Annotated in this window: 18 protein-coding genes; 6 read left to right on the forward strand and 12 right to left on the reverse strand. The window is 71.1% G+C overall.

Annotated features, from left to right (window positions below; all coding sequences use genetic code 11):
- The first annotated feature begins 4 nt into the window (after positions 1 to 4).
- The 3 genes from KZQ38_RS22480 to KZQ38_RS22490 all read left to right on the forward strand — a co-directional run bounded on the left by KZQ38_RS22480 (position 5) and on the right by KZQ38_RS22490 (position 3048).
- Entirely contained in the window at positions 5 to 1228 is a 1224-nt protein-coding gene (locus tag KZQ38_RS22480) for a sensor histidine kinase (protein ID WP_219444209.1), read from the forward strand.
- Positions 1216 to 1860, forward strand: coding sequence for a response regulator (locus KZQ38_RS22485; RefSeq protein ID WP_219444211.1), 645 nt, complete (start codon positions 1216 to 1218; stop codon positions 1858 to 1860). Before KZQ38_RS22480 ends, KZQ38_RS22485 begins: the two co-directional genes overlap by 13 nt.
- 141 nt (positions 1861 to 2001) lie before the next feature.
- Positions 2002 to 3048, forward strand: a complete 1047-nt coding sequence (locus KZQ38_RS22490) for a methyltransferase (RefSeq protein WP_308258529.1) — start codon at positions 2002 to 2004, stop codon at positions 3046 to 3048.
- On the opposite strand, the gene KZQ38_RS22495 is transcribed toward KZQ38_RS22490, so the two are convergent.
- From KZQ38_RS22495 to kdpF, 4 genes are read right to left on the reverse strand one after another with little or no spacing between them, the layout of a single operon-like run.
- Positions 3011 to 3553: a potassium-transporting ATPase subunit C gene (locus KZQ38_RS22495; RefSeq protein ID WP_219444215.1), complete on the reverse strand. Its 543-nt coding sequence runs from the start codon at positions 3551 to 3553 to the stop codon at positions 3011 to 3013. The two genes, KZQ38_RS22490 and KZQ38_RS22495, sit on opposite strands and share 38 nt — an antisense overlap.
- A 5-nt stretch (positions 3554 to 3558) precedes the next feature.
- Positions 3559 to 5592: a potassium-transporting ATPase subunit KdpB gene (kdpB, locus tag KZQ38_RS22500; RefSeq protein ID WP_219444217.1), complete on the reverse strand. Its 2034-nt coding sequence runs from the start codon at positions 5590 to 5592 to the stop codon at positions 3559 to 3561.
- Entirely contained in the window at positions 5589 to 7211 is a 1623-nt protein-coding gene (gene kdpA / locus KZQ38_RS22505; protein ID WP_219444219.1) for a potassium-transporting ATPase subunit KdpA, read from the reverse strand. The genes kdpB and kdpA overlap by 4 nt, the downstream gene beginning before the upstream one ends.
- A complete protein-coding gene (kdpF, locus tag KZQ38_RS22510; protein ID WP_219444220.1) occupies positions 7211 to 7312 on the reverse strand; it encodes a K(+)-transporting ATPase subunit F in 102 nt (33 codons plus the stop codon). Before kdpF ends, kdpA begins: the two co-directional genes overlap by 1 nt.
- A gap of 380 nt (positions 7313 to 7692) precedes the next feature.
- Between kdpF and KZQ38_RS22515 the strand changes: the two genes are divergently transcribed.
- On the forward strand, positions 7693 to 9066 hold the full coding sequence (locus KZQ38_RS22515; protein ID WP_219444221.1) for a hypothetical protein: 1374 nt from the start codon (positions 7693 to 7695) through the stop codon (positions 9064 to 9066).
- Here the strand turns inward: KZQ38_RS22515 and KZQ38_RS22520 are convergent.
- Positions 9048 to 9374: an antibiotic biosynthesis monooxygenase family protein gene (locus tag KZQ38_RS22520; RefSeq protein WP_219444222.1), complete on the reverse strand. Its 327-nt coding sequence runs from the start codon at positions 9372 to 9374 to the stop codon at positions 9048 to 9050. The genes KZQ38_RS22515 and KZQ38_RS22520 overlap by 19 nt on opposite strands.
- A 58-nt stretch (positions 9375 to 9432) precedes the next feature.
- Entirely contained in the window at positions 9433 to 10434 is a 1002-nt protein-coding gene (locus KZQ38_RS22525; RefSeq protein ID WP_219444223.1) for a zinc-binding dehydrogenase, read from the reverse strand.
- A gap of 111 nt (positions 10435 to 10545) precedes the next feature.
- Between KZQ38_RS22525 and KZQ38_RS22530 the strand changes: the two genes are divergently transcribed.
- Together KZQ38_RS22530 and KZQ38_RS22535 are read left to right on the forward strand one after the other, a co-directional pair.
- Complete coding sequence (locus tag KZQ38_RS22530; protein ID WP_219444224.1) at positions 10546 to 11133, forward strand: VOC family protein; 588 nt, start codon at positions 10546 to 10548, stop codon at positions 11131 to 11133.
- On the forward strand, positions 11034 to 11825 hold the full coding sequence (locus tag KZQ38_RS22535) for a class I SAM-dependent methyltransferase (RefSeq protein WP_219444225.1): 792 nt from the start codon (positions 11034 to 11036) through the stop codon (positions 11823 to 11825). Before KZQ38_RS22530 ends, KZQ38_RS22535 begins: the two co-directional genes overlap by 100 nt.
- Here KZQ38_RS22535 and KZQ38_RS22540 read toward each other — a convergent pair.
- From KZQ38_RS22540 to KZQ38_RS22565, 6 genes are all read right to left on the reverse strand, one after another.
- Positions 11813 to 12313 carry an SMI1/KNR4 family protein gene (locus KZQ38_RS22540; RefSeq protein WP_219444226.1) on the reverse strand — a complete coding sequence of 167 codons (501 nt, stop codon included), beginning with the start codon at positions 12311 to 12313 and terminating at the stop codon, positions 11813 to 11815. The genes KZQ38_RS22535 and KZQ38_RS22540 overlap by 13 nt on opposite strands.
- Before the next feature lie 70 nt (positions 12314 to 12383).
- The gene (locus KZQ38_RS22545; protein WP_219444227.1) at positions 12384 to 13112 is read right to left on the reverse strand and encodes a Long-chain-fatty-acid--CoA ligase; all 729 of its coding nucleotides are present in this window, start codon (positions 13110 to 13112) and stop codon (positions 12384 to 12386) included.
- Positions 13109 to 13864 (reverse strand): SDR family NAD(P)-dependent oxidoreductase, encoded by a 756-nt coding sequence (locus KZQ38_RS22550; RefSeq protein ID WP_308258530.1) that lies wholly within the window; start codon positions 13862 to 13864, stop codon positions 13109 to 13111. The genes KZQ38_RS22545 and KZQ38_RS22550 overlap by 4 nt, the downstream gene beginning before the upstream one ends.
- A 10-nt stretch (positions 13865 to 13874) precedes the next feature.
- The gene (locus tag KZQ38_RS22555) at positions 13875 to 14474 is read right to left on the reverse strand and encodes a TetR/AcrR family transcriptional regulator (RefSeq protein ID WP_219444230.1); all 600 of its coding nucleotides are present in this window, start codon (positions 14472 to 14474) and stop codon (positions 13875 to 13877) included.
- Between the two features lie 129 nt (positions 14475 to 14603).
- A complete protein-coding gene (locus KZQ38_RS22560; protein ID WP_219444232.1) occupies positions 14604 to 14912 on the reverse strand; it encodes a hypothetical protein in 309 nt (102 codons plus the stop codon).
- 29 nt (positions 14913 to 14941) lie between these two features.
- Positions 14942 to 21781 (reverse strand): RHS repeat-associated core domain-containing protein, encoded by a 6840-nt coding sequence (locus KZQ38_RS22565; RefSeq protein ID WP_219444234.1) that lies wholly within the window; start codon positions 21779 to 21781, stop codon positions 14942 to 14944.
- Positions 21782 to 21821 lie beyond the last annotated feature (40 nt).

Consider the following 21821-nt stretch of genomic DNA (forward strand, 5'->3'; position numbering starts at 1 on the left):
TGACATGACCCGGCTGACTCCCATGTGGACCGCTATGCGCTACCTCGCTGTGGGGGCGGTCACGGCGTTCCTCTCCGTCTTCGCGTTGTGCGCGTTGGGCATCGTGCTCGTGCTGTGCGCGTTCGGCGTGGGGCTGCCCGCGCTGCCGGAGACGTTGAAGCTGGTCAGGCGGCTGGTGAACGTGGAGCGCCGCCGCATCGCGGCGTACCTGGGCGAGCCGGTGCCGGAGGCGTACCGGGTGCTGGACGGCCCGGTGCTGACGCAGGTGGGCACGGCGCTCGCCGACCCGGCGAACCGCCGTGACGCGTTGTGGTTGCTCGTGCACGGCTTCGCCGGTCTCATCTACAGCGTGTTCGCGGCGGCGCTGCCGTTCAGCGCGATCCAGCACCTGCTGGTGTCCGTCTGCTGGTGGCTGGTGCCGGGTGGCGTGGAGACGTCGTTCGGTGTCGTCGTGGACTCGTGGAAGACCACGCCGTACGCGTTGGGGGTCGCCGTCGTGTACGGGGCGCTGGCGTTCCAGCTCCCCCGGTTCGCGCGGTGGCAGGCGTTGTTCGGCCGGTGGCTGCTCGCGCCCGCGCCCGGGGTGACGCTGACCGACCGGGTGGCGGAGCTGACCGCGTCGCGAGCGGGCGCGCTGGAGGCGCACGGCGCGGAGCTGCGGCGCATCGAGCGTGATCTGCACGACGGCGCGCAGGCCCGGATCGCGGCGGTGGTGATGCAGCTCGGCATCGCCGACCAGGTGCGCGAACGGGACCTGGACCGGGCGTTCGAGCTGGTCCGCAAGGCGCAGGACACCGCGATCGACGCGTTGTCGGAGCTGCGGGACGTGGTGCGCAGCATCTACCCGCCGGTGCTGTCGGACCGCGGCCTGGACGGCGCGGTGTCGGCGCTGGCGGCGCGCTGCCCGGTGCCGTGCACGCTGGACGTGGCGCCGATCGGCCGCAAGCCCGCCGCGATCGAGGCGGCGGCGTACTTCATCATCGCGGAGGCGTTGACCAACATCACCAAGCACTCGGCGGCGGACGCGGCGGCGGTGCGGCTGGCCTCGGCGGACGACAAGCTGCTGATCACGGTCAGCGACAACGGGCGGGGCGGCGCGGACGGCAACCGGGGCAGCGGTATCGTCGGGATACAGCGTCGGGCCGACGCGTTCGACGGCCACGCCGACCTGAGCAGTCCGCCCGGCGGTCCGACGGTGTTGCGAGTGGAGCTGCCTTGCGGGTCGTGATCGTCGAGGACGACGTGCTGCTGCGGGAGGGTCTCAGCCTGCTGCTGGCGAACGCGGGTGTGACCGTGGTCGCGGCCGTCGACAACGCGACGGAGTTCCTGGACGTCATCGCCGACGACCGGCCGGACGCCGTGGTGACCGACGTGCGGCTGCCGCCGACGTTCACCGACGAGGGCCTGCGTGCCGCCGCCGAGGCCCGCCGCCGCCACCCCGGGCTGCCCGTGCTGGTGTTGTCGGCGTACGTGGAGAACAGCTACGCGGCGGAGCTGCTGTCCGACGGCGTGGGTGGCGTGGGTTACCTGCTCAAGGAGAGGGTGGGCAAGGTCGAGCGGTTCCTGGACGCGTTGCGCCGCGTGGCGGAGGGCGGCACCGCGATGGACCCCGAGGTGATCTCCCAGCTGCTGGTGCGGCGCAAGCCGGACGACCCGCTGGCGACGTTGACCGCGCGGGAGCGCGAGGTGCTGGCGCTCATGGCGGAGGGCCACAACAACGCGACCATCGCGACCACGCTGGTGGTGAGCGAGGGCGCGGTCCACAAGCACATCCGCAACATCTTCACCAAGCTCGACCTGCCGGGCGACGAGGGCGCGCACCGCCGCGTGCGCGCCGTGCTGGCCTACCTGAACGCCTGATGCGTTAGGGTCACCGCGTGATCGCAGGTTCGGTGGTGTGGCGAAGCCCGTCTTCCTGACGGCTGCCCCTTTCCGAACCGAGCCGTCCCGCCGGCGGCTCGACCGCGTGCCCGGGACGGCTCCCCCTTGGCTGGAGCCCGGGTGGAGCACTCGAAATCCGTCCTGATCACCCGTGACCTGAGCGCCGACCGGCTGGTCCGCGTGGCGCGGTCTGGCACCGCGGTCCTGTGGCGCGGCGACTACCGCACCGCCGTGCGCCTGCTGGCCGCCGTGAAGCGGCGGTTGACGCCCCGGACCGCCGTGTCGTTCGAGGACCACCGGCGGGCGGTGGCCCGGCGCGCGCACGTGCTGGCGCACCTGCTGGTCGAACTGTCCCCGGACGGGCTGGCGTTGCCGCACGCGCCGGACGTGGTGGCGGCGTGGCGGCAGGCGCACGGCCCGCTCGACGGGCTCGTGCGGACGCCGTTGACCGGTCTGCTGGGCGTGCTCGGCGCGTTCCGGTGGCGGGCGGAGGGCGTGTGGGTGCCCGCCCTGGACGCCCGCGTCCACCCGCACTACGGGGTGTTCGCCCCGACCCGGCAGGAGTACCTGGACCTGGTGGCCCGCGCACCGTGGCCCGCTCCGGCGACGGCGTTCGACGTGGGCACCGGCACGGGGGTGTTGGCGGCGCTGTTGGCGCGGCGTGGCGCGCGGCACGTGGTGGCGACGGACGTGTCGGCGCGGGCGGTGGCGTGCGCGGTGGACAACGTGACGCGGCTGGGCCTGGCCGGGGTGGTGCGGGTGCGGCACGCCGACCTGTTCCCGCCGGGCCGGGCGGACCTGGTGGTGTGCAACCCGCCGTGGTTGCCGGGTGTGCCGTCGTCGGACCTGGACGCGGCCGTCTACGACCCGGGTTCGGCGGTCCTGCGTGGTTTCGCGGCCGGGTTGGCGCGGCGGCTGAACCCCGGCGGCGAGGGGTGGCTGGTCCTGTCGGACCTGGCGGAGCGGCTGGGGCTGCGCGCGCCGGGCGAGGTGCCCGCGTTGTTCGCCGCCGCCGGGCTGGCGGTGCTGGACCGGCTGGACGTCCGGCCCCGGCACCGCACCGCCCGGCGGGGCGACCCGTTCGCCGCCCAGCGCGCCGCCGAGGTGACGTCGCTGTGGCGGCTGGGCGTCAGCGGGCCGCGGCGAGCGCCCGGTTCAACGCGGTGACGTTGACGCCCGGCTCGCCGAGCACCCCGCCGCCCCGCCCGTCGACGCTGTCCGCGACCAGCCGCCGCACCAGGTCCTCGCCCAGGCCGGTGGCGCGCGCCACGCGCGGCACCTGGAGGTCGGCGTACGCGGCGCTGATGTGGGGGTCGAGACCGGACGCGGAGGCGGTGACCGCGTCGTCCGGCACGCGGTCCGCCGGCACGCCCTCACGCCGCGCCACGGCCGCGCGCCGCTCGGCGACCACCGCGTCGTAGCCGGCGTCGTGCTCGCCCTTGTTCGACCCGCCGGACGCCGGCGGGGAGGCCGCCGAGGGCCGGGTGTGGAACCACTCGTCGCCCTCCCGGTCGACCGCCACCAGCGTGGTGTCGACGGCCTCGGCGTGGTCGTGCAGGCCGGGCAGCCGGGACACCGCCCACACCGCGGTCGGGTAGAGCACGCCGGTGACGACGGTCAGCACCAGCAGGACGCGCAGGCCGGCGAGGGCCTGCTTCAGGAGGTTGTTCATCCGGTTCACCCGATTCCGGGGACGAGTCGCACCAGCAGGTCGATGAGCCAGATCCCGGCGAAGGGCGCGATCACGCCGCCGACGCCGTAGACCAGCAGGTTGCGCCGCAGCAGCGCGGCGGCGCCGGCGGGCCGGTAGCGGACACCGCGCAACGCCAGCGGGATCAACGCGACGATCACCAGCGCGTTGAAGACGACCGCGGACAGGATCGCGGACTTCGGCGATGCCAGGTGCATCACGTTGAGCGCGTCGAGCTGCGGGTAGATGGCCGCGAACATGGCCGGGAGGATGGCGAAATACTTGGCCAGGTCGTTGGCGACGCTGAACGTGGTCAACGCGCCACGCGTGATCAGCAGCTGCTTCCCGATCCGCACGACTTCGATCAGCTTGGTCGGGTCCGAGTCGAGGTCGACCATGTTCCCGGCCTCCTTCGCGGCGGAGGTGCCGGTGTTCATGGCGACGCCCACGTCGGCCTGGGCGAGGGCGGGCGCGTCGTTGGTGCCGTCACCGGTCATCGCGACCAGCTTGCCGCCCTCCTGCTCGCGGCGGATCAACGCGAGCTTGTCCTCGGGCCGGGCCTCGGCGAGGAAGTCGTCGACGCCCGCCTCGGCGGCGATGGCCCGCGCGGTGAGCGGGTTGTCGCCGGTGACCATCACGGTGCGGATGCCCATCGCGCGCAGTTCCGCGAACCGTTCACGCATACCGGGTTTCACCACGTCCGACAGCTCGATGACGCCCAGCACGACGTCGTCCTCCGCCACGACGAGCGGTGTGCCGCCCCGTGCGCTGATCCCGTCCACGACCCCACGCGTCGTCTCGTCCAGCTCGAACGCGCTCGCCGCGCCCTTGCGCACGCGGCGGCCGTGCAGGTCGACACCGCTCATCCTGGTCTGCGCGGTGAACGGCACGAACTCGCCGGTCTTCTCGTCGTCGGTGGCCTCCGCCGACCGGCCGTGCGCGGTGACGCACAGCTCGACCACGCTGCGCCCCTCCGGGGTGCCGTCGGCGAGGCTGGCGAGGCGGGCCGCGTCGACCAGGCGGTCCAGGGGCGTGCCGGGCGCCGGGACGAACGCCGTGGCCCGCCGGTTGCCCCACGTGATGGTGCCCGTCTTGTCCAGCAGCAGCGTGTCGATGTCGCCCGCCGCCTCGACCGCCTTGCCGGACGTGGCGAGCACGTTGCGCCGCACCAGCCGGTCCATGCCGGCGATGCCGATCGCCGACAGCAGCGCGCCGATCGTGGTGGGTATCAGGCACACCAGCAACGCGGTCAGCACGATGACCGACTGCTCGCCGCCGGAGTGCACCGCGAACGGCTGCAACGCCACCACGGCGAGCATGAAGATGATCGTCAGCGTGGACAGCAGGATGGTCAGGGCGATCTCGTTCGGCGTCTTCTGCCGCCGCGCGCCCTCCACGAGCGCGATCATCCGGTCCACGAACGACTCGCCGGGCCGGGTGGTGATGCGCACGACGATCCGGTCGGACAGCACGGTCGTGCCGCCGGTGACGGCCGAGCGATCGCCACCGGACTCCCGGACCACGGGCGCGGACTCACCGGTGATGGCCGATTCGTCGACGGTGGCGATGCCCTCGACCACGTCGCCGTCGCCGGGGATCGTCTCGCCCGCCACGACCACCACGAGGTCGCCGACGGCCAGCTCCGCGCCGGGCACCGTGCGGCCGTCGGTGAGGTGGGCGACGGTGTCCTCCTTGACGCGGCGCAGCGAATCGGCCTGCGCCTTGCCGCGGCCCTCGGCGACCGCCTCCGCGAGGTTCGCGAACAGCACGGTGAGCCACAGCCACAACGCCACGGCGACGGTGAACGTGCTCGGGTCGGCCGCGGCGAACACCGTGACCAGCGCCGAGCCCACCCACACCACGCACAGCACGGGGTTGCGCAACTGGTGTCGGGGGTGGAACTTGCGCAACGCGTCGGGCAGCGCCGCGATGAGCTGCCGCGGGCCGAACGCGCTCGACGGCGCCCGGCGTGGCGCGGGTCGGTCCGGCGCGTGCCGGGTGCGTTCTTCTGTCGTGGTCACAGCAGGGCCTCCGCGATGGGACCGAGGGCGAGAGCGGGCACGAAGGTGAGGGCGGCGACGAGCACGACGGAGCCGCCGAGCACGGACGCGAACAGCGGACCGGTGGTGGGCAGCGTCCCCGCGGTCGCCGGTGTGGCGCGTTGCGCGGCGAGGGAGCCGGCCAGGCACAGCACGGCCACGATCGGCACGATCCGGCCCAACGCCATGCACACGCCCAGCGAAGCCTGGAACCAGTCGCTGGTCGCGGTGATCCCGGCGAACGCGCTGCCGTTGTTGTTCGACGCCGACGCGTAGGCGTAGAGGATCTCCGTCAGGCCGTGCTCGCCCGAGTTGTTGAGGTAACCCGGTGTGCTGGGCAGCAACGCGGTGACACCCGCGCCGATCAACAGCACGGTGGGCATCGCGAGGATCGACACGGCCGCCGCGGTCACCTCGCGCCGACCCAGCTTCTTGCCGAGGTACTCGGGGGTCCGGCCGACCATGAGGCCCGCCAGGAACATCGCGATGACGGCCATCACCAGGATGCTGTAGAGGCCGGTGCCCACGCCGCCCGGCGTCATCTCGCCGAACAGCATGTTCAACAGCGTCGCGCCGCCACCGAGTCCCGTGTAGCTGTCGTGCATCGAGTTCACCGCACCGGTGGACGTGGCGGTGGTGGTGTTCGCGAACAGGGCGCTGGACGGGATGCCGAACCGGAGTTCCTTGCCCTCCAACGGCCGCAGCCCGTGTGCTTCGGCCACCCAGACGACGGTGAGCATCGCCGACCACAGCACGCCCATGACGCCGATCAGCACGTAGCCCTGCCGGCGGTCGCCGACGAGCGTGCCGAACGTGCGGGTCAGGCACACCGGGATGACGAGGATCAGGAAGACCTCGACCAGGTTGGTCCAGCCGTTGGGGTTCTCGAAGGGGTGCGCCGAGTTGGCGTTGAGCACGCCGCCGCCGTTGGTGCCGAGTTCCTTGATGACCTCCTGGCTCGCCACGGGCGCGATCGCCACGGTCTGCCCGTCGACGTCCACACCGGACCGGAAGCTCATCACCACGCCCAACGCCACCAGCACGATCGCGAACACGAACGCGACGGGCAGCAGGACGCGGATCGTGCCGCGCACCAGGTCGACCCAGAAGTTGCCGAGCCGGTCGGTCCGCTGCCGCGTGAAACCACGCACCAGGGCGACCGCGACCGCCATGCCGACCGCGGCGGACACGAAGTTCTGCACGGTCAGCCCGACGAGCTGGACCGCGTGCCCCATCACGGTTTCCGGCACGTACGACTGCCAGTTCGTGTTCGTCACGAAGCTGACGGCCGTGTTGAACGCGATGCCCTCCGGGACGTTGCCGCGGTCGTAGTCGAACGGCAGGACCGACTGGACGCGTTGCAGCACGTACAGGAACACGATTCCGACGAACGAGAAGCCCAGCACGCCGAAGGCGTAGGTGCTCCACCTCTGCTCGGAAGCCGGGTCGACGCGCGCCAAGCGGTAGATGACGCGCTCGACGCGCGAGTGCCGCGTGCCGGAGTACACGCGGGCCATGTAGTCGCCGAACGGCCGGTACACCGCCGCGAGCGCGGCGACCAGCACGCCGACCTGGAGGAGGCCGGCCGCGGTGGACGGCATCAGAACCTCTCCGGGCGGATCAGCGCGACGAACAGGTACCCGATCAGCAGCAGGGCGAGCACGCCGCCGACGGCGTTCGCCACCACACCGGTGCCGCTCACAGCTTCTCCAGTCCGCGCACGCCCAGCGCCAACAACGTGAACACACCGATCAGCAGCAGCACATAGGCCAGATCGGCCATCAGCGTGCTCCCTTCCCGTTCTTCCCAGGCCGGGTGCGCCGGCCACGACGCCGGAAGGTTGCATCAGGAAGTAGTACGTCTTGACCCGCCTGACGTGGCCTTGACACCCCGCACCGCCTTCTTTACGGCGCATTGACGGTCGAGAGACGCTGCTCTCACCAGCGGGTACACCCGATCAGCCCATGCCGGTTACGGTGCGTGACCACGACGGGGAGCCGCACCCCGGTCCTCTGTGGACCGGCCGGCGGTTCGGGGCACCCCTTATGCTGCCCGGCATTCCCACGGCAGCAGGGCGGCGATGTGATCATCCTCGACAACATGGCGGTGCTCGGCGCGCGCAACGCGTTGCGCCCCGAATTCCCGGTCTACGACGAGGATGTGCGAAAACCACACGACAAGTGGGACTTCGCGCTCACCGACCGCCTGCGGCACGTGGCGGACATCGCGTGCCTCGGCCAACTGGTGCAGGCGGTCGTGCTGCACGACGTGATCGGCCTGAGCCCGTTGGGCGGGGGCTCCACCGGCCCGCTGCCGCCGGAACTCGACGGCCTGGCGGAGGTCGTGCGGCCGGTGCTCCCCGACGACGACCACCGCCCGATCCTGCTGCACGCCGCCGAGCGCGCCTACGCCCGCGCGGGCGGCGAGGACTTCAAGGACCACGTAGCGCGGCTGCGGGACCACCCGGTGGTCGGCGCGTTCGTGCAGGTCAGCAACGGCCACTTCGGGACGGGGTTCTCCGACGTGGAGCAGTTCACCGACCTGCGCGAGGTGCACGACTACTACGGGCAGGTGGCGACCACGCCACCGCGGCGGCGGACGGCGGCGGACCGCGTGCTGCGCCGACCGCACCAGCCGCTGGTGGGTGGTTTCGCCGAACTGGAGCTGCGGTCCCGCGTCACGTACCGGGTCGCCCGCGGCCTCGGCCACCCCTTCGAGAAGTCGCACCCGGGCGACGAGCGGTTCCAGGAGCACGCCGACGCGGGACTGGACGTGCTGCGGCACGTGGCGGCCACCAACTACCACGCCGACCTGGCCCTGCTGGTCGACGCCTGGTACGCGCCGCACCCGCTGCGCGCGCCGCTGACCGACTACGGCGCGGCCGACCCGCTCTCCGCCGCCGACCGCCGCCGGTTGCGGCACCTGCTGGGCCACCGGCGCGGCGCGAAGCTCGCGCGGCGGCACGTCACCACCGAGGCCGACGTGGCGCTGCCGCTGCTGCTGGCCCACGTGCTGGAACGGGCCGCCTCACCCGACGACGTCGTGCCGGTCGCCCTGGAGCTGCGCGCGACGCGGCCCGCGCGTCGGCTGCGGGCGTGGTTCGCCGAGGTCGAGGAGCGGCTGGCCGGCGGCGGCCTCGCGGCGGACCAGGTCGCGGACCGGCTGCGTGCCCTGGCGGACGCGAGCGACGCGTTCGAACCGGACCACCGGGTGGGCGTGCGGCTGGGCATCGGTCCGCTGTCCACGCGGCGCCTGCCCCGCTTCGCCGGCCGCCCGCGCCGGCTGCGCTTCGGCTACGACCTGACGCGGGTCACCGAGAGCGCCGTGGACCTGGCGCCGCTGCTGCGCCGCGCGCTGGGCGAGGACTCCGCGCGGGCGTGGGAGGCCGGGCGCGAGCTGTTCGGCACCTCCGGGCCGGCCGCCGCGGTGGACAAGCGTCAGCGCTCGAACCCGTAGGCGCGCTCCACCTTCGCCACCTCGACGTGGTAGTCGGCGTACCAGCGCTCACGGCCGAGCCGTTGCGCCTCCAGGTGCTCGGGGTGCTGCTTCCACGCCGCGATCGACTCGGCGTCGCGGTAGTAGAGGGCGGTCAGCTCGCGCCCGTCCGCGCCCGTCTGCGATTCGCGGCCGAGGTAGCCGGGCTGCCGGACGCTCAACTCGGCCATGCGGCGCGCCATCTCGGCGTAGCCCTCGGGGTCCTCGGCGGTCAGCGAACTGCTGATGACCACCACGTAGTACGGCGGTTCGGGTCGGACGAAGGACATACCCCGACCCTAGGGCTCGCACCGCCGTGCCGGGCGGGTTTCCACGGTGCGGGACGGCTCACGGCCGCAGCACGAGCCGGATCGGGTTGCCCTCCTTGCGGATCAGCCGGTCCACGGCCTCCGGCGCGCGGTCCAGCGGCAGGACGTCGCTGATGGACCGGCTGAATTCGATCCGCCCGAACCGGACCAGCCGCACCAGCTCCAGCAGGTCCGCCGACTCCGACCCGTAGTGGCCGCGCACCTGTTGCTGGAAGTAGCTGAACGCCGTGCCGTCGGTGATCGTCAACGGCCGGTCGGTGAGGCCGACCAGCACCAGCCGCCCCTTGACGTCCAGGCACGCCACCGCCTGCTCGCGCACCGCCGCCACACCGGCGAAGTCGAACGCCGCCGCCAGTCCCCGGCCACCGGCGGCTTCCCGGACCTTGCGCGGCAACTCCTCGTCGGCGGAGTCGAACGCGAGGTCGGCCCCGAACGCGAGCGCCCGGTCCCGTGCCGCGGCGAGCGGGTCCACCACCACGACCGGCGCCGCGCCCACCAGCCGGAGCAACTGCACGGCGTGCGCGCCCAGGCCGCCCGCGCCCCACACGCCGACCGCCTCGCCGGCGCGGACCTGCCCCGTGGTGGTGATCGCGGCCCACGGCGTGCTCACCGCGTCCGGCAGGATCGCCGCCTCCTCGAACGACAGGCTGTCCGGGATGGGCACCACCGTGTCGGCCCGTGCGAGCGCGAACTCCGCCCACCCGCCGTCGTAGTCGACACCACGCGTGAACACCACGCCGTTGCGCTCCTCACCGGCCTGCAACAGCACGCGTTGGCCCTCCTGGACGCCTTCGACGTCCGGGCCCAGCGCGTCCACGGTGCCGGACACCTCGTGGCCGAGCGTCACCACGTCGCCGGGCAGGAACAGGGGCGCGAGGCTCCCGTCGATCAGGTGCACGTCGGACAGGCACACCCCGGCGGCGGCCACGGCGATCCGCACCTGACCGGGTCCCGGTTCCGGCGTCGGGACCTCCTCGACCGACAGGGCGTGCGACTTCACGTTCAACCGGGCAGCCAGCATGGACGCCTCCTCGACTCGGCGCGACACCCCCGTCCTACGTCGCCCGCCGACCGCCCGCAACACGGTCACCCGTTCGTGAGCACTCCCCCGCACTGCGCCACAATCGTCGGCGTGCTCCCCGAAAACCCCACCGGCGAACACCTCGGCGTCGGGCACATCACCCTCACCGTCGTGGACGTGGACCGCAGCGTCGCGTTCTACACGGCGTTGTTCGGCGGCGCCGTGCGGCACGCGGGCGAGGACGCGATCGGACCGTTCGCCGTGGTCGACGGTCCGGGCGTGCGACTGGGCTTCCGCAGGCACCGCACCACCCGCGCCGACGACCGCTTCGCGCCCGACCGGGTGGGTCTGGACCACCTGGCGGTGCACGTCGCGGACGTCACCCGGCTGCTCGCGTGGCGCGACCGCCTGGACCGCCTGGGCGCGCGGCACTCCGGCATCGTCGAGGACGCGTGGGGCCACCACCTCAACGCCGAGGACCCGGACGGCATCGCGCTGGAGTTCCACAGCCCGTCCACTCCGGACCAGTCCACAGTGGATGGTGTGGACAACCGGAATGCACCTGTCCGGTCTTCCCCGGACGTGCGACAGTCTGAGGCGTGCCCGACCGAGAACGCCTGCGCGCCACCTTCGGCGAGGACGCCCCTCGCTACGACCGAGCCCGTCCCACCTACCCACCGGAGCTGGTGGCCGACCTGACCGCCGCGGCGGACCTGACGCCGACGTCCCGCGTGCTGGAGATCGGTTGCGGCACGGGGCAGCTCACCGTTCCCCTGGCCATGCGCGGCTGCGCGATCACCGCCCTGGACCTGAGCCTGTCCATGGTCGACCTGGCCCGCCGCAACCTGGCCGCCTACCCGGCGACCACGGTGGAGCTGTCCGCGTTCGAGACGTGGCCGCTCCCCCCGGTCCCGTTCGACCTGGTGGTGTCGGCCACCGCGTTCCACTGGATCGACCCGGCGACCAGAACCGCCAAGGCCGCCGAGGCGTTGCGCCCCGGCGGCACCCTGGCCCTGATCACCACGCACCACGTGGCCGGCGGCACGGAGGACTTCTGGGTGGAGGTCCAGCACTCCTACCGCCGCCACGACCCCGACACCCCGCCCGACCTGCGCCTACCCCGGCCGGACAGCATCCCCCCGGACGCGACCGACTTCACCCCGCACTTCGCCCCCATCCACTTCCGCCGTTATGAGCGGGACGTGCCGTACACCGGTGACGAGTACGTGGACCTGCTGCTCACGTACTCCAACCACCGTTCCCTGCCCGAGCCCAACCGGGAGGCCCTGCTGACCGAGATCAAGTCGTTGATCGACACCAGGTACGCCGGGCGGATCGTCAAGCGCTACCTGTTCGAACTCGCCTTCGCCCGCCTGCGTCACGAGGGATAGGTGTCCCCGTAGACACCCTTCAAACTGACGCTCGCCTCGTCCGCGGCCGTTTTGCGGAGGAACTCCAGCAACGTCGCCGCGGCGCGCACGGGAGCAGCCTCGCCATCCACGTAGCAGTACACGGCACCAGGATCGTCCTGCTCGAAGAAGTAGTACCGGTACCCCTGGTGGGACCCGATGAAGAACCGCCCGCGGGTCCGGAAGTCGGGAGCGTCGAGGGTCACGTAATCCGCCACCCACTCCGGCAGGTCGACAATGGCCGGGTAGTAGAAATGAGTCCCGAGCAGCAACCGCCCGGCCTGCCGCCCGAGCCGCCGCAAGAACACCCGGTACTCCTCCGGCACCGAAAAGTCCCCCGCCGCCGCCAACACCTCGGCAACCTCGGCCTCGGAACACCCCACCAACTGGTGCTCGTACGCCAGCTTCATCTCCACCAGCGCACGTGCGAACTGCTCCAGGTCGCCAGCCGGATCTCCGATCAACCCCACGTCGCCTCCACTCAAGCAACCGCACCGCCACCAACCATCGGACGTGACGGTGGCCCATCCCGCTGACGGTTCATTCGTCAGGGACGAGGGTGTGTTCCATCCACACGTTCGGCTCCACGTAGACCCCCACGCCGCCGGACACCACCACCGGGGTCAGCCCGCCGTCCACGACGTTCGGCCCGTCCACCAACGTCATCCCGGTCCAAGCCGCCCACTGCGCCACCGTCCCCGTGATCGTCATGGAGAACGGCGCGATCTTCACGACCCGCGCGCCCAGCCGCTCGTGCGCCCGGATCCAGGGGTCCTCCGAGAACCCGCCCGACCGCCGCCGGAGGAATTCCTCCATACCCACCAACGGGTCCTTGGTCGTCGGCCGCACCGGCACGACGAACCGCCGCAGCCCGCGTGCCCGTGCGACGTCACGCAACCCGCCCAAGGCCACCGCGGCGATCCCCTCGCCCCGACGCCCCTCCGCGACCTGCACGTCGAGCGCCACCAGGCAGGTCGGCGCACGCCCGTCCAACGCGTCCGCGGCAGCCCACAGGATCGCGCCGTCCCACCCGTGGTCGGGCAGCTCGGTCCGCTCCGCGTCCGGGAAGACCAACGGCACCGCGACGGCTCGGGCCACCGGCACGTCGCCGTCCAGCACGACGAGGAAGCATTCGGGCCACCGGTCCGCCAACCGCCGGGCCCGCGTGAGCGAGGCGACGGGGTCGTGCCCCATGAACTCCGCGCCGACACTGCCCAACCGCACCGCGGCCTCCAGCAGATCGGGCCGCTCGGCCAGGTTCACGATCACGCCACCACCGCCACCCCGGTGCGCCCACCGTCCACGTCCAGCACACTCCCGTGTACGAAAGCCGCGTCGTCGGACGCGAGGTACACGGCCGCCGCCGCGATCGCGTCGGGACCGCCGGCCGTGCCGAAGGGCGTGCCGCGCATGAACCGCTCGGCAGGCGACTCCGCCACCTCGGGCGCCCGGATCACGCCCGGCGACACCGCGTTCACGCGCACCCCCTGCCCACCGAACTCCGCCGCCCAGGCGCGGGTCAGCGTCTCGACCGCGCCCTTGGTGGAAGCGTAGAGCGCGCCGACGGGCAGGCTCAGCCGAGCCACCCACGAGCCGAGGTTGACGATCACGCCACTCCCCCGCGCGATCATGCCCGGAACCAGAGCCTGCACGAGGAAGAACGGCGCCTTCACGTTGACCGCGTAGACGCGGTCGAACATCTCGTCGTCAACCTCGGACGTCGAGCCGCCGGGGAAGATCCCGGCGTTGTTCACCAGCACGTCGACCCGCTTGGTGGTGGCGAGCGCCGCCGACGCGAGCGCCCGACTGGCTTCCGGCGTGCCGTCCAGCTCCGCGGGCACGAAATCCGCCCGGCCACCGGCGTCCCGGATCAGCGAGACCACCTCGCCGCCCCTGGCCGAGTCCCGCCCGGACACGATGACGTGGGCCCCTTCCGCGGCGTAGGCGATCGCGATGGCGCGGCCGATGTTGCTGGTGGAACCGGTGATGAGGGCCGTCCGGCCCTGGAGTCGCTTGGTCACGACCTCGAAGCTACGAGCGTATTTTTGGACCAGCAAGTCCAAAACCTTCGAGCAACGCGTCCAGCACCGCCTCCAGGTGCGCGGTGCTCCCGGTGGACCGCAGCACCTGAACCCCGCCCTGGATGCCCGCGATGAACGCCGCGGCCAGGCGGTCGGCGTCCACGTCGCCCACCAGCCCGGCCTCCCGCATCGCGACGATGCCGAGCCGCAGGTCCTCCTGCCACCGCGCGAGCAACGCGGTCACCACCTCCGACGCACCGGGCGTGCCACCGACCTGGGCCATCAGCGACCCCAACGGACAATGCCGCCCCTGCGCCCGGTACCGGGCGACCACAGCCTCCCGCCACCGCCCCCAGGCGGCACGCGACGTCAGCGCCCCGAGATGCGGCTGCTGGTCCTGAAGCACCAGTTCGGCCTCATACCGGGCGACCGCGAGCAGCAACTCCTCCTTCCCACCGGGGAAGTAGTGGAAGATCTGCCCCTTGCTGGTCCCGGTGATGGCGCGGATGTCGTCCAACGTCACATCCCCGGGCTCATCACCCCGCAGGTAAACCGCAGTCCCCTCAACGATCCGCTGCCGCGTCGCGCGCCCCTTGGCGGTGATGACCATCAGAGAAGGATAGTGGACCGGACGGTCCAGACATCGGTCCGCTCTCCGAGGTCGCATGGACGACCGGGGCTCGACCCACATGACGGCCACCCCGGCCGAAAAAATCACCGCCCGCCCACCTCAGCTCGATCACCCCTCGCTCGAGGTGATGTGCCGGTAGTACCGGGTGGACTCCTGCAACGCCTCGTCGAGGGCGATCAGCCCCTCCTTGTGTCGCCACTCACGTGTTCCCCTCTGACAAGCCTCCCAAGCACTGATACATTTTTTCTCGAGCCTCTCGACTTCGAATAGGATTTCGTCGTACCGATCCCACTCAAAACGCCCTCTCGAGGCGTCTCGCATTCGGTCGTTGAAATCCTGCTGAGCCACCAGCACTTCACCGACCCGACGCAGCATGAGCCCACCGACGATTCTGCTGACAATGATCTCAGCAAGCACAATCGCATATCGTGACGGCCACGCCACCACTACCCCCTCCTCATCGCCCGGCGAAGCATCGACACACCCACCGCCCCCTGGGGAATCGACACACCACCGGCTCGCAAGATATCCGTGCAATATGTCACACAGTTGTTGTGCAGCTGATCGTAGCCACCAAGATCGGTACCGATTGTCGCCCTCTGCGCTTTCCATGCGCCGGCCGCGTCCGGCAAGTCGAAAGTACGACCGACGGTTCGCGGCCCGAGATCATCGACGCTAGCGAGCGCGCCCGTAGTGGGCAGGCCGGAGTAATCACCTGGTCCGGAGGGGACTCCCGATATGAACTGCTCGGTCGTTCGCGAGCGACCGTCAGCCAGGTCAACCCGGATAATCGCGTGCCCACTGGCCCCTTGTTGCGGGTCGAAGAAAATCGTGGCGGTACCTCCGCAGTTGTGCACCAGGAACGGGACGGTTCCGGCGAGCACATAGTACGTGTGGACGCCCTCGACGGTCAGGTTGTAGACCGGCTCGAAGCGGGTTTCCCGCTGGACGCCCGAGACCACGGGCGACGTGCCGTCGGGTGACGTCAGCCGCTGCCCCACCGCCAGCTCACCGATGTCGACGAACCGACCCTCGGCATCCACCCACACCGGGTGCCAGGAGGTGGCGTCGACCGTACCGCCGGCACCGCCCTCACCGGTGACGGTCAGCTCGGTCATGTCGCCTTCGTCGTCGTGGACGATGGTGGCGACGACCGCGCGCTCCGTGGTCTCCTTGGTGACCGGGTCGGTGGCTTTGACCCTGTCCCCGAGCTCGACCTCGGATATCGGCTTGGTCGACCCGTCGGCCATCACCACCTGCGTGCCCGCGACGAAGCTGTGCTTGCCCGGCACGCAGCCCGACCCGGCGGCGATGAGCTTCTGGAACTTCTCGGTGACGGCCTTCGCCGCGTTCTCCGCGATGCCCTGCACCCGGCGCAGGACGCCCCACGCCTTGTCCACGATGCTCGCCAGCCGGCTGACGGCCTTGATGGCGTTGACACCGGCCTCGACGATCTTGAGCGCCTTGCCCCACGGCACGAGGCCGGTCACCACGCCGAAGCAGCCCCAGATGTCGCCCTTGGTGAAGCAGTCGACGATGTCGTTCCACCCGGAGATGTCCTTGATGACCTCCCAGGCGACTTCCTTGATCACGTCCCACTTGGTCTTGTGGGCGTCGCTCAGCGCCTTCTCGTACTCCTCCTGGCTGATGCCCTCGTCCTGGAGCATCCGCTGGGTCGCCGCGACGGTTTCCCGCTTCTGCTGCTGGACGACGCGTTCCCGCCACGAGTAGTAGGCGTGCTCCCGCTCCCACGCCGCGCGGTCGCCGCCGTGGATGCCCGGCCGGTACCCACCGCACAGCACGCCGTCCGGGCCGCAGTTGCGCAGCAGACCGGTCGGGTCGCTGAACGTCACCGGGCTGTTGTTGGCGTAGGCGTAGCCGTTGAGCTGCTGCGGGTCGTTGTTGTCGACCACGGGGTCCGCGGACAGGAAACGGCCGGATGCCGGGTCGTACAGCCGGGCGCCGACGTTGGTCAGGCCGGACTCGTCGTTGCGCCCACCGACGAAGCCGAGCTTGTCCGGCCACGGCGAAGCGTCGCCCCGCGGTGCGCCGTAAGGCGTTTGCCGACGCTGCGCGAACTCCATGGTGTTCTGCGTGATCGCGTACTGGTTCGTGCCCTGGTGGTCACCGGCCAGCCACTTCAGACCCGCGATGCTGTTGCGCACCGCGACGACCTGCTCGCCGTGCGAGTACCAACGCGTCCACGACGGCTTCGTGGTGCCCGTCTCCAGCCGGATCTCCTGGCCGAACGCGTACACCGTCGTCGCGGACGGCTCACGGCTGATCAAGCGGTTGCCGTCGGCGTCGTAGAGGTACTTCGACTCCTTGCCGTCCGGCTCGATGATCTTCGAGATGCGCCCTTCGGCGTCGTACTCCAGCTTCTGCTCGTCACCACCGATCTTGCGGCTCGTCGTGCGCCCCGTCGGGTCGTACGCGAACGTGTCGAGCGACGTGCCGTTGGGACCGGCCGTGGTCACGGACAGCGCCGTGTGCGGCTGTGCCGCGCCGGCGGCCGGGTAGGCCGTCGTGCGGACGGTGTCGCCGGCCGCCGCGTGCTGGGTCTCGGTCAGCCGGTTGCCGGTCTTGTCGAACGTCCACGAGTGCCAGTAGGGCGCCGGTCCCCCCAGGGCCGCGGTCGACTTCGCCGCACCGCAATCCGCGGAGGACGGCGTCCACGCGTCGGTCATCCGCCGGAGGTGGTCGTAGGCGAAGCACTGGATGTCGGCGGGCCGCCCGTCGGGGGTGTCCGCGATCTTGAGGATGTTCCCGGCGGCGTCGTAGGTGTAGTTGCGGTCCGACAGCACCGAGCCGGTGGAGGTTTCCCGAGCCACGATGTTGCGCTCGAGGCGACGCGTGCCGATCGCGTAGGTGTTCGTCACCGAGACGTTCTTCTCGACGTTGCCGTCGGTGCGCCCGTTCACCCATTGCAGCGTCTCGCCGAAGCTGGAGTAGGTCGTCTGCGAGACGTAGGTCGCCAGGTTCGAGTTCGTGACCTCGAGCAGGCCGTTCGCGGTGTTGTAGTAGGAGCCGATGAACTCCATCCCGTAGATCTGGGTGCTGCCCGAGTTGGCCGCGAGGTAGGTCAAACCGCTCTGCTTGCCCGTGCTGGTGTAGTCGTACTCGACCTGGTAGGTCGCGCCGAGGGCGCCTTCGGTCGCCGTCGGGACGACGATCCGCGCACCGGTCGGTCGACCCGCCGCGTCGTAGCCGACCACGGAACGCGTGTAGGTGCCTCCGTTGTCGAACCGCCGGGACGCCCTCAACAAACCGAGCCCGCCGCCGGGTGCGGTGTCGTACTCCCACTCCGCCAACTTGGTGCCGGCAGTGGAACCCTGGTACCTGCCGACGACACGGCCGAGCTTGTCGTACGTGTTCACGATTGTTCGGCCCTGCGCATCGGTGGTCGACAGCACTTGACCCGCTACGTCGTACGTCGACGTGCTGTGCCCCGCATCAGGGTCGTCCGTGGCCACGACTCGACCACGCAGGTCGTAGCTGTAACGCCACACGTTCCCGGCCGGGTCGGTGAGGGTCGTCAGCAGGCCGGCGTTGTCGTAGGCGTAGCTCGTGGTGTCGTACGCGCTACCCAAACCGTTGGTGTACTGCCGCTTCTCCAGCGTGCGCCCCTGCGCGTCGTTGACGATCGTCGTCGCCGGCGCACCTCGTGGCGGCGTGGTGTGGACGCGGTCGCCGCCGTACCTCGTGGTGGTCCGCCACTGCTCGACGCCGAGCTTGTAGAAGACGGCCGCGGTCGGGCGTTCCATCCCGTCGTACTCGGTGCGGGTCTGGCCGGGGATCTGCGCGTCCAGCGACGCCGCGAGTTCGCCGCCGGCCGCCGCGGAGTTCCAGTGCGTGCCGTTCGTCTTGTACGGCAGGCCGCGCGAGTCGTAGAAGGTGTCCGATACCTGACGCCCGCCGTCGGCGCCCGGCGCGGGCACCTGTGTCTGCCGTTGTCGGAACAGGCCGTCGTAAAGCGTGTACCCGGCCAGGTAGTTGCCGTTGTCCTGGCGCTGCTTCGTCACCACGACGACCGGCTTGTTGGTGTTGTAGTGGTACTCGAACAACGCGTCCGCCGACTTGGTCGCCTTGTCCCTGCCGGGGAGCCAGGCTGCGGTCATGCGCCCCAGCGCGTCGAAGGACAGGTCCGATCGGCGGTTGTTCGGGTCCACCGATGCGGTGGAGGCGCCCCACGCCGGCTCGATGAACGACTTGCTGACGTGGCCGAGCGGGTTGGTGCTCGTGAGCTGCGTGAGCGGCCCCGTCTCCGGCGTGTACGCGGTGGTGGTCTTCTCGCCGCGCGCGTCGGTGACTTCCAGCGGTCGGCCGTACGCGTCATACGTCGAGGTGGACGCCGTCACCCAGCTCTGGCCCGACGCGTCCCACTTGTCCAGGGCCTCGGCCTTGGTGATGAGCCCCTTCGTCGGCGCGACACCGTGTGCTTGGCCGTCGTAGTAGGAACGCGCCAGCGACTGGATGGTGGAGGCCGAAGCGGTCACGGCGCACGTGCCGACAACGGTTTCAACCGTCGACGCCGCGCCCAGGATCCATGCCGTCTCGTTGCGCGCGTAGGTCGTCCGGGTGCAGGTCTCGTCACCCGTGACGGCTAAGTCGCCGTGGTCCTCCACGCGGACGGCGATGCCTTCGGCGTTGAACTGCTTGTCGACCCTGGTCCGCCGCCACGTCCCGTTCTCCAGCAGCGTCCGGCCGCGCACCGACGCGTCGCCGTTGACGAAGGCTTTGTTGCCCAGGGCGTCCGTCGCCGTCGGTTGGTCGGGGAGGTACGGGTCGTGCACCGAAGCCGAAGCCAGCGCGCCGTTGTTGTACTGACGCGTCTCCCGGACGTAACCGCGGAGCCGGTCGACGTCCCGGACGGGCTCGCCCTCACTGGTGTGGATCCACGCTTCGCGCGTGCCGGATGGCAGCTTGTCGCCGTCCATGCCCCGGCCGTACACGGTTTCGGTGACCGTCTGCGGCCCAGCCTCCCCGTCACCCTTCTTCGTCCGGACGACGCCGTAGCCGCGCCACTGCGACCAAGTCCGGCGCTCTGGATCGGCGAAGTCGGCTTCGTCGAAGTGCCACGCCGGGTCGCCCAGGTACTCGTACGCGGTCGGGATGCGGGTGGAAGCACCCGTGACGTCGGTGTCCACGACACCGAGCACGACGTACTTGTGGAACCACTCGAACCGGGGCTGGAGCGCGCCGTCCGGCGTCCACCACGTCGGGAAGCAGCGGAAGGCGTTCGACTCGGGCGCGGTCGGCATCCGCGAGCCCGGCACGCAGTCGGCCTCGCTGTAGTTGACCTCGGTCTCGCCACCGGCCTCGTTCGTGATCTTGTGCAGCCGGTGTCGCGTCAACGCCCGGTAGTTGACGCTGGTGTCGACCCGGTTCGCCTTGGCGGTGTACGCGAACTTCGTCGGGGGCAACGCGATCGAACCGCCGACGAGTCCGGTGTGGACGACGGACTCCAGGTTCAGCGACGGCGCGAGACCATCACCCGTCGCGAGGAACTGGTGGTTGAGCGTCCACGAGTCCACGGCCTTGACGGACGACGCGCCGGTGGCGACGTAGGTGACGACCTTGGTCAGCTTCTTGCGGGTGAAGTGCGAAGGGGTGAGGCGGTTGGTGCACTGCTCGCCGGAGCCGCAGACCTGGTCGAACGGCACGTCCGGCCACGACCCGGCCGTCGAGGCGTTCAGCTGGCCGGGGTCGCACGTCACCGCACCACTGGGAACGCACCGCTCGGCGGTCTCGAACACCACCTTGGCGCCGGGATGCGCGAAGACCGCGCCTTCGCGCAGCCCGTACTCCACCCGGTCCAGCCAACCGCCCCGCACGTACGGCGTGCCCTTCGCGGGGTCGGCGTTGCGGCCGTAGTGGTTGAACTCGCGGTTGTAGTAGTAAGTCGTGACGTTGCCGCGCGTGTCGACCGAGTAGTCGAGGTTCCACCGGTACGCCTGCTGGCACCACGACGCGTCGAACGTCCCGGCGTTGCACGGCTCACCGGAGTTGTTGCCGTACACGGGAACGGTCCACGCCGACTGGGTCTCCGGCTTGCCCTCGGTCCAGCCGGGCAGGCGGTTGAGCCCCAGGAAATACTGGGTCCCGTCGATCGTGGTGACCTTCCAGTGCTCACCGTCGTCGTCACCGTTGGCCGCACCGGTCAGCCGCTCGACCCGCGCGCCGTCGTCGTTCTGCACCCGGTACGTCCGTGTGCCCGGGATGTTGACGAGCTTGCCGGAGACGCCGGCCAGGCTGACCGTCGCGTTGTCCGTGGCCCAGCACTGGTCCCCGGTCTTCGTCTGGCCGTTGTTCCCACCGAGGTCGAGTCCGCAGGGCTTGTACTGCCGCTCGATGAAGCCGCCCGGGGAGATGTCCCAGCCGTCACCGGCCCAGGACGCCTGGTTGTTGGTCGCCGAGGTGCGCCCGTCCAGGCTCTGCGCCGAGTAGCCGAGCGACACGGACGGGGCTCCGCCACCGATCGCCGGCGGCACGCGCATCGGGTACCCGTAGGTGAAATCGCCCGACGAGCCGCCCGCCGACCACGACCCGGCCGGTGCGAGGGAGGTCGCGCCGTAGGTGCCGACGTCGCTGCCGACCGAGGCCACCGCGGCGAGCACCGCCGGCTCGGCCGGGCGCAGCGTCACCACGCCCGACAGGGACTTCGCCCTGGTGTCGTTCCCCGCGCCCGCCACCGGGGTCTCCACCCGGCACTCCGGCTTGTCCGGCGTGGTCACCGCGCACGCCGGGAGTCCGACGAGCCTCAGCCGCGACCCGTAATCGCCGCCGATCCCCGTCAGGGTCCCGTAGTCGAACGTGACGCGAAGCGGTTTGTCCTGCGCTCCACCGGCGTCGGCGAGGCTGAACACCACCGCGCTGGACGAGACCTCGTCCCCGTGCACCTCGACCCGCACCTTGCCGGTCGCTTGCCGCGCGAGGGACCGGTCCTCGGTGGCGAGGCCCACCGCGACCGGTGTCCCGGCCACCCGGAGCGGTGTGCCGGCGGCACGTGCGGCGGCCTGAGCCGCCGTGCCGCCCCTGCCGAGGTCCACCTCCCCCACGGCCGCCGCGGGCCGGGCCGTTCCCGCCGCTGTGGTCACCGCGGCGGGCGACGTGCCGTCGGGTGACCCGCTCGTGGTCACCGGTGTCGTGGGAACCGATTCCTCCCGCTGCACCGCGGGTAATGACCATTCGCCCTCGTCGACGGCGTTGGCGACCGCCTGCGCGGTGGACATCGTCAACACCGTGACGACCCCGATCGCGATCGCCTTCCGGACGGAGCTGCGCAAGGTTCTCATCACAAGGCTCTCTCGTGTCAGGTCCGAGCCG

This window comes from Saccharothrix obliqua (assembly GCF_019375475.1).
Taxonomy (GTDB): Bacteria; Actinomycetota; Actinomycetes; order Mycobacteriales; family Pseudonocardiaceae; genus Actinosynnema; species Actinosynnema obliqua.